This window comes from Pseudoclavibacter sp. RFBB5, from assembly GCF_002931555.1.
GTDB lineage: Bacteria > Actinomycetota > Actinomycetes > Actinomycetales > Microbacteriaceae > Pseudoclavibacter.
The window spans coordinates 1-5,596 of sequence record NZ_PSTZ01000014.1 but is presented as its reverse complement, the minus strand read 5'-3'; the positions used below and the strand labels follow the sequence as shown (position 1 = coordinate 5,596).

The window sequence follows — 5,596 nt, the reverse complement described above, 5'->3', positions numbered from 1 at the left end:
GCCGCTTCCCGTGAAGAGCGTCGAGCCGTCTCCGCGGGGGATGAGCGGGGCTCGGTCGATCCTGACGTGCCCGAGTCGCTCCTGGTAGTCGAGGTAGGCATTGCGAATCTCGTGCGCGTCCATGTGCAGAGTGTTTCACACCTGCGCATGCCGTATCGTGACCTCGCCGAACGTGGGGGCGTTCAGGCACTCGGAGACGAGTGCTCGAGTGAGGTTCAGGGGAGTCGTCTGTGCAGGAGATCGCGCAATTGTGGACCGATGCGACGGGGCTTTCGACGGCGCACATCGCCGACGGATGCGTCCGAGCCGGGGTTGAGGTGCGTTGCGGCCCGCCGGGGCTGACGGCCGTTTCCGGTCGGGCGACGAGATTGGCTGGTCGGTGCCTGCCTGTGCGTCATTTCGGCAGCGTCGACGTGTTCCTCGAGGTCATCGAGCGGGCGCATCCCGGGGACGTGCTCATCGTCGACAACCAGGGACGCTCTGACGAGAGCTGCGTGGGTGATCTTGTCGTCCTCGAGGCCAAGGCGGCTGGTCTCGCCGGCATCGCCATCTGGGGGCTGCACCGGGACACCCGCGACATCCGCGGCATCCGTCTCCCGGTCTTCAGTCTCGGCGCGCTGCCTGCTGGGCCCCGACGGCTGGACGAGCGGCGACGCAACACGTTCGCGTCGGCCGAGTTCGGCGAGCACACCATCCGCACGCGCGACACCGTCTTCGGCGACGAGGACGGTCTGCTCTTCGTGCCGGAGGATCGTGCCAACGAGGTGCTCATGCACGCCCTGCAGATCCGCGACGTCGAGCGCGCGCAGGCATCGCGCATCCGCCTCGGCACGAGCCTCCGGGACCAGGTGCGCTTCTCCGCCTACGTGCAGGCCCGCCGCGCCGAGCCCGCGCTCACGCTGCGCGAGCACCTGAGCCGGGTCGGGGGCGCGGTCGAGGTGTGACGCGGCCGCGCCTCAGCTGACCGTCTCGCTCAGGCGAAACGTCGCGGAGGTCGATGCCTCGCTGAGGTGCCAGAGGCGCGCCGCTCGCTCCCGGTCGCGCTGCGTCGCCGGCTTGTCGAGCTTCACGGGGGTGCCGCGCAGGGTGCGTGCCGGGCCGAGGTAGTCGCCGCCGGCGACGGCGTCACTCGTGAGCGCGTGCACGGCAATGGCCGCCGCACGGTGCTTGCCATGGGCGAACGGGCCGGCGAGGCGGGATGCGAAGCGCTGCCACGCGGTTGGCTCGCTGACGCCTGTGCGTGGCGGCGTCGCGCCGTTGACGGGGATGCCCGGGTCGACGACGAGCGCTTCCGCGGGTGCCCCGGCGGCCTGCAGCCGTCGGTCGAGTTCGAACGTGAACATCTCGAGGGCGTGCTTCGACGCGGCGTAGGCGCGCTTCGGCTCGTACAGGTGGGTGCTCTGCCAGTCTTCGAGGTCGAAGGGGTAGATGCGCGTCGCGAGGCTGCCGACCGCGACGACGCGGCTCTTCTCCGGCGCCTCCCCGTCGAGGGCGGGCTTCGTGGCCACGAGCGCGTCCATGAGCTGCGCGGTCAGTTCGAAGTGCCCGAGGTGGTTCGTCGACATCGTGAGCTCACGACCCTCGGAGTCCTGCTCGCGGTGCGCGCCTGGGGAGACGTGCGCGGCGTTCAGCAGCACGCCGTCGAGGCGCTCGCGGGCGCTCAGGGAGGCGGCCGCGCTGGCGATGGACTCGTTGGAGGTCAGGTCGAGGAGGATGCGGCTCGTGCTCGCATCCGGCACCTGCTCGGTGATGGAGATGAGGGCTCTGTTCAGCTTCTCGACACTGCGCCCCAGCAGGACGACGTGGTGGCCGCGGCGGGCGAGCTCTTCCGCGGCGAAGTAGCCCACACCCTGCGTGGCACCGGTGATGGCGAAGGTCTTCATCGTCACACTCCTTCAAGCCTCGAACGTTTCGAGACTCAGAGTACAACGCTTCGATTGCTGAAATATTTCCGTGGCGTAAGGTACTGAATATGGATTCGCTGGAACGGGCGATGCGTGCCGTCTACGAAACCGCGCAGAGCACCAATGTGGCTGCTGAGCGGGAGCTCGAAGCGCTCGGATTGACCTTCGCGACCGCGCAGGCGCTCTGGGCGATCGACCCCGACCGTGAGCCGCCCGCCATGAAAGAGCTCGCGACGAAGCTGCACTGCAACGCGTCGAACCTGACCTTCGTCTCGGATCGGCTCGTCGACCGCGGCCTGGTCGAGCGGCGTGAGAGCGTGCACGACCGTCGCTCGCGGGTGGTCACGCTGACGGCCGAGGGCAAGCGCGTTCGCAAGCTCGCGATCGCGGCGCTCAAGCGCGCCTCGCCACTCGCTGGCTGCTCGAGCACCGAACTGAAGGCGATCGCGAAGAGCTTGAGTGCGCACGGCCTCTGACGCCGGGACCGGGGCAGCGGAGGGTGCGGCCCCGTCTGAGCGGTGGACGGCGGCGTCCGTCGACGACCTCGTCTGCGTCGAGCTCCCGCGCAGTTCGCGACTGCTGGCCCTGACCATGGGGGCAGCGAACGTCATCATGCAGCTCTCCAACCCTGCCGTGGGGCAGGGCGTCGCGCACAGCCGGGTGCGCAGCGGTCGGCTCGACGTGCATCCGATCAAGCGCACCAGGACAACGCTGAGCTACCTCGCGGTGGCCGTGCTCGGCACGCCGGATGAACGCCGCGCGTACCGCAGGGCGGTCACGCGCCAGCACGCGCAGGTCCGCTCCGACCGCGACCCTCGCGCGACCGAGGAGTACTCGGCGCTCTGGGTCGACCTGCAGAAGTGGGTGGCCGCGTGCCTGTTCGTCGGCTCGCGCGACGTGCTCGACCTCGTCGAGGGGCCGCAGCCGACCGCGACCGCGGAGCGCTTCCTCCTCGAGGGGCGGGTGTTCGGCACGACCCTGCAGATGCCGCCGAGTGCCTGGCCCGGCAACCGGGTCGCGTTCGACGCGTACTGGAACGCGGAGGTCGCGAAGCTCCGCGTCGACGACGAGGTGCGCACCTACCTGCTCGACGTCGCACGGCTCGGGTTCGCGGCTGGGGTGCTGCCCGAGCGGATGCGGGCCTGGCATCAGCGGCTCACCATCGGCTTCCTGCCGCCCGAGTTCCGCCGCGCGCTGCGGGTGCGGTGGACTGCCGCGGACGAGGCGTGGTTCGTGCGCCAGCGGGCGCGGCTCGTGCGCATCGAGCGAGCGCTGCCGCTCGCCGCGTCCAGCCTCGTCTACCGGCTCCTCCTCGCTGACGTGCGCCGGCGCATCCGACGCGGCCGGCCGCTCGTCTGACCAGTCTCGGAACCGTCAGGCGTCGCCTCGGCCCAGGGCGTGCACAGTCTCCCGACGCGCGAACGTAACCTGGCGTCCACACGCCCGTAGCAGGGCCCCTTCAGGCTCGCAGCATGACCACCCGAGTAGACCCGTTCATCGGCACAGAGCCCACCGCGCTGCCGCCGCAGACGGGCCTCGCCGCGACCTGGTGGTGGCCGAAGCCGCAGATCGGCAACACGCATCCCGGTGCCACCTATCCGCTCGGCATGGTGTCGGCCTGCGCCTACTCGGGCGCGTACCCGACGGGCTACGGCCGCTACGACCTGAGCCTCGAGGGCGTGCCGGAGACGATCTACGACCGGTCGCTCGCCTCTGGCTTCACCCACTTCCAGCAGTCGGGCACGGGCGCGATCCGCAAGTACTACAACTACTTCCGCGTGACGCCGATGACCGAGCCGCTCGACGTGCTCGGCCGCACCTGGTCGCTCGACGACGAGGACGCCTCGCCCGGCTACTACGCGGCGACGCTCGGCAACGGGATCCGCGCCGAGATCACCGTCGGCCCCAAGACCGCGGTGCACCGGTACACGTTCCCCAAGCACGCGAGCGCGCGAGTCGTGATCGACTTCTCCCTGGGCGGCCTCGCCATTCCCTACGGAGCCACGGTGCCGCTGCGGGCCCACCTCGAGACGGTCAGGCCAGGCGTCGCGACGGGCGAGATCGTGGCCGAAGGCGCTCCGCTCGCCGTGCACATCGAGTGCGACACGCCTCAGTGGCGGCAGCTGCTCTGGCACGACCGTCGCCTCATGCCGGGCGGCACTCGCCTCGACTTCGACCACATCCGCCCCACCACGCTGCGCCCCTTCGGCCTCATGTGGGCGGGTCCCAGCGAGGAAGGACAGGTCATCGAGGTGCGCATCGGCTTCTCGCTCCGCGGCGTCGAGCAGGCCGAGCAGAACCTCAGAGACGACTGCGGCGACGGGGAGGCCAGGTTCGCCGACCGGCTCGCCGAGACCGAGCGCGACTGGCAGAGCCTGCTCGACGAGATCGACGTCGACACTGGCTCCACTGAGCGCGAGACGGTCTTCTCGACCGCCCTCTACCACTCGTTCGTGAAACCATCGTTCGCGCTCAACGAGAGCCCCTTCTGGCCGAGCGACGGCCCCTTCGTCTTCGACCTCTCGACGATGTGGGACATCTACCGCACCCAGCTGCCCCTGCTCACCGCGCTACGCCCCTACAAGGCCGTCGAACTCGCCAACGCGCTCCTCACCATCTGCGAGGAGGAAGGCAACTTCCCCATCGGCTACCGCATGGCCAAGGGCAGCGACCGCTTCTCAAGGCAGGGCAGCGCGCTCGCGCACACCTTCCTCGCCGACCTCTGCCAGCTCGGACTGCCTGGCATCGACTGGGACTGGGCGCTCGTGCACATGGCCGACGACCTGCGGCGCACCTACGGCGAGGAGTTCCTGCTGCGCGGCGTCGCCCATCCCATCACCCACACGCTCGACCTCGCGTTCGGCTACTGGTGCACGGCCCGCGTCGCCGCCCGCGTCGGCGACCTGCAGCTCGTGCAGCAGCTCGAGAAGCGCGCAGGGCAGTGGAAGGGGGCATTCGACCCCGAGACGGGCCTGCTCGTCGACTCGAACTTCTACGAGGGCTCCAAGCACAACTACTCGTTCCGCATCCTCCACGACATGGCGGGGCGGATGCAGCTGAGCGGCGGGCCGGAGGGCTTCGTGGCCCAGCTCGACGAGTTCTTCGGCTACGGCGCGCCGCCCGTGAAGCAGCCGGGCCGCTCGCCTGGCATCGAGGAGCTCGCCGCCGGCTACGCACTCGGCCGCTTCGAGGGCCTCAACAACGAGCCGGACATGGAGGCCCCCTGGGCCTACCACTACGCGGGGCGACCGGACCGCACCGCCGAGATCGTGCACGCCGTCATCACCCAGCAGTATGCGACGGGACGGGGCGGCCTGCCCGGCAACGACGACTCCGGCGGCCTCAGCTCCTGGTACGTCTGGGCCTCGCTCGGGTTGTTCCCCGTCGCAGGCCAGGCGAGCTTCCTCGTCAACGCCCCAGCCTTCGCGGAGTCCTCGCTCGCGGTCTACGGCGAGCGCTTCCGCATCACCACAACAGGCTTCCGCGAGCCCACCCACGGCGGACCAGTGCAGTACGTGCAGAGCGCCCACCTCGACGGGCGCCCACTCGCTCGCAGCTGGCTCTCCCCGAGCGAGCTCATGGCCGCGCAGGAGCTGCACCTCGAGCTCGGACCCGAGCCGAGCGACTGGGGAACCCGTGAACAGGACCTCCCCACCTCGTTCCCAGCCCCCGCACCCCCCCCCCCCCCCCCC

5 protein-coding genes are annotated in these 5,596 nt (G+C 70.2%); 4 read left to right on the top strand and 1 reads right to left on the bottom strand.

Going from position 1 to position 5,596, the window contains the following annotated elements; genetic code table 11:
- Positions 1-230 precede the first annotated feature (230 nt).
- A complete protein-coding gene (locus C5B97_RS17615) occupies positions 231-944 on the top strand; it encodes an RraA family protein (RefSeq protein ID WP_258068354.1) in 714 nt (237 codons plus the stop codon).
- 12 nt (positions 945-956) lie between these two features.
- On the opposite strand, the gene C5B97_RS17610 is transcribed toward C5B97_RS17615, so the two are convergent.
- Positions 957-1,883 (bottom strand): SDR family NAD(P)-dependent oxidoreductase, encoded by a 927-nt coding sequence (locus C5B97_RS17610; protein ID WP_104313514.1) that lies wholly within the window; start codon positions 1,881-1,883, stop codon positions 957-959.
- A gap of 89 nt (positions 1,884-1,972) precedes the next feature.
- Between C5B97_RS17610 and C5B97_RS17605 the strand changes: the two genes are divergently transcribed.
- From C5B97_RS17605 to C5B97_RS17595, 3 genes are all read left to right on the top strand, one after another.
- Complete coding sequence (locus C5B97_RS17605) at positions 1,973-2,380, top strand: MarR family winged helix-turn-helix transcriptional regulator (protein ID WP_104313512.1); 408 nt, start codon at positions 1,973-1,975, stop codon at positions 2,378-2,380.
- On the top strand, positions 2,364-3,263 hold the full coding sequence (locus tag C5B97_RS17600) for an oxygenase MpaB family protein (RefSeq protein WP_219819836.1): 900 nt from the start codon (positions 2,364-2,366) through the stop codon (positions 3,261-3,263). Before C5B97_RS17605 ends, C5B97_RS17600 begins: the two co-directional genes overlap by 17 nt.
- Positions 3,264-3,376: 113 nt before the next feature.
- Positions 3,377-5,596 (top strand): glycoside hydrolase domain-containing protein (locus C5B97_RS17595; protein WP_104313510.1); only part of this gene is annotated, 2,220 nt, incomplete at its 3' end.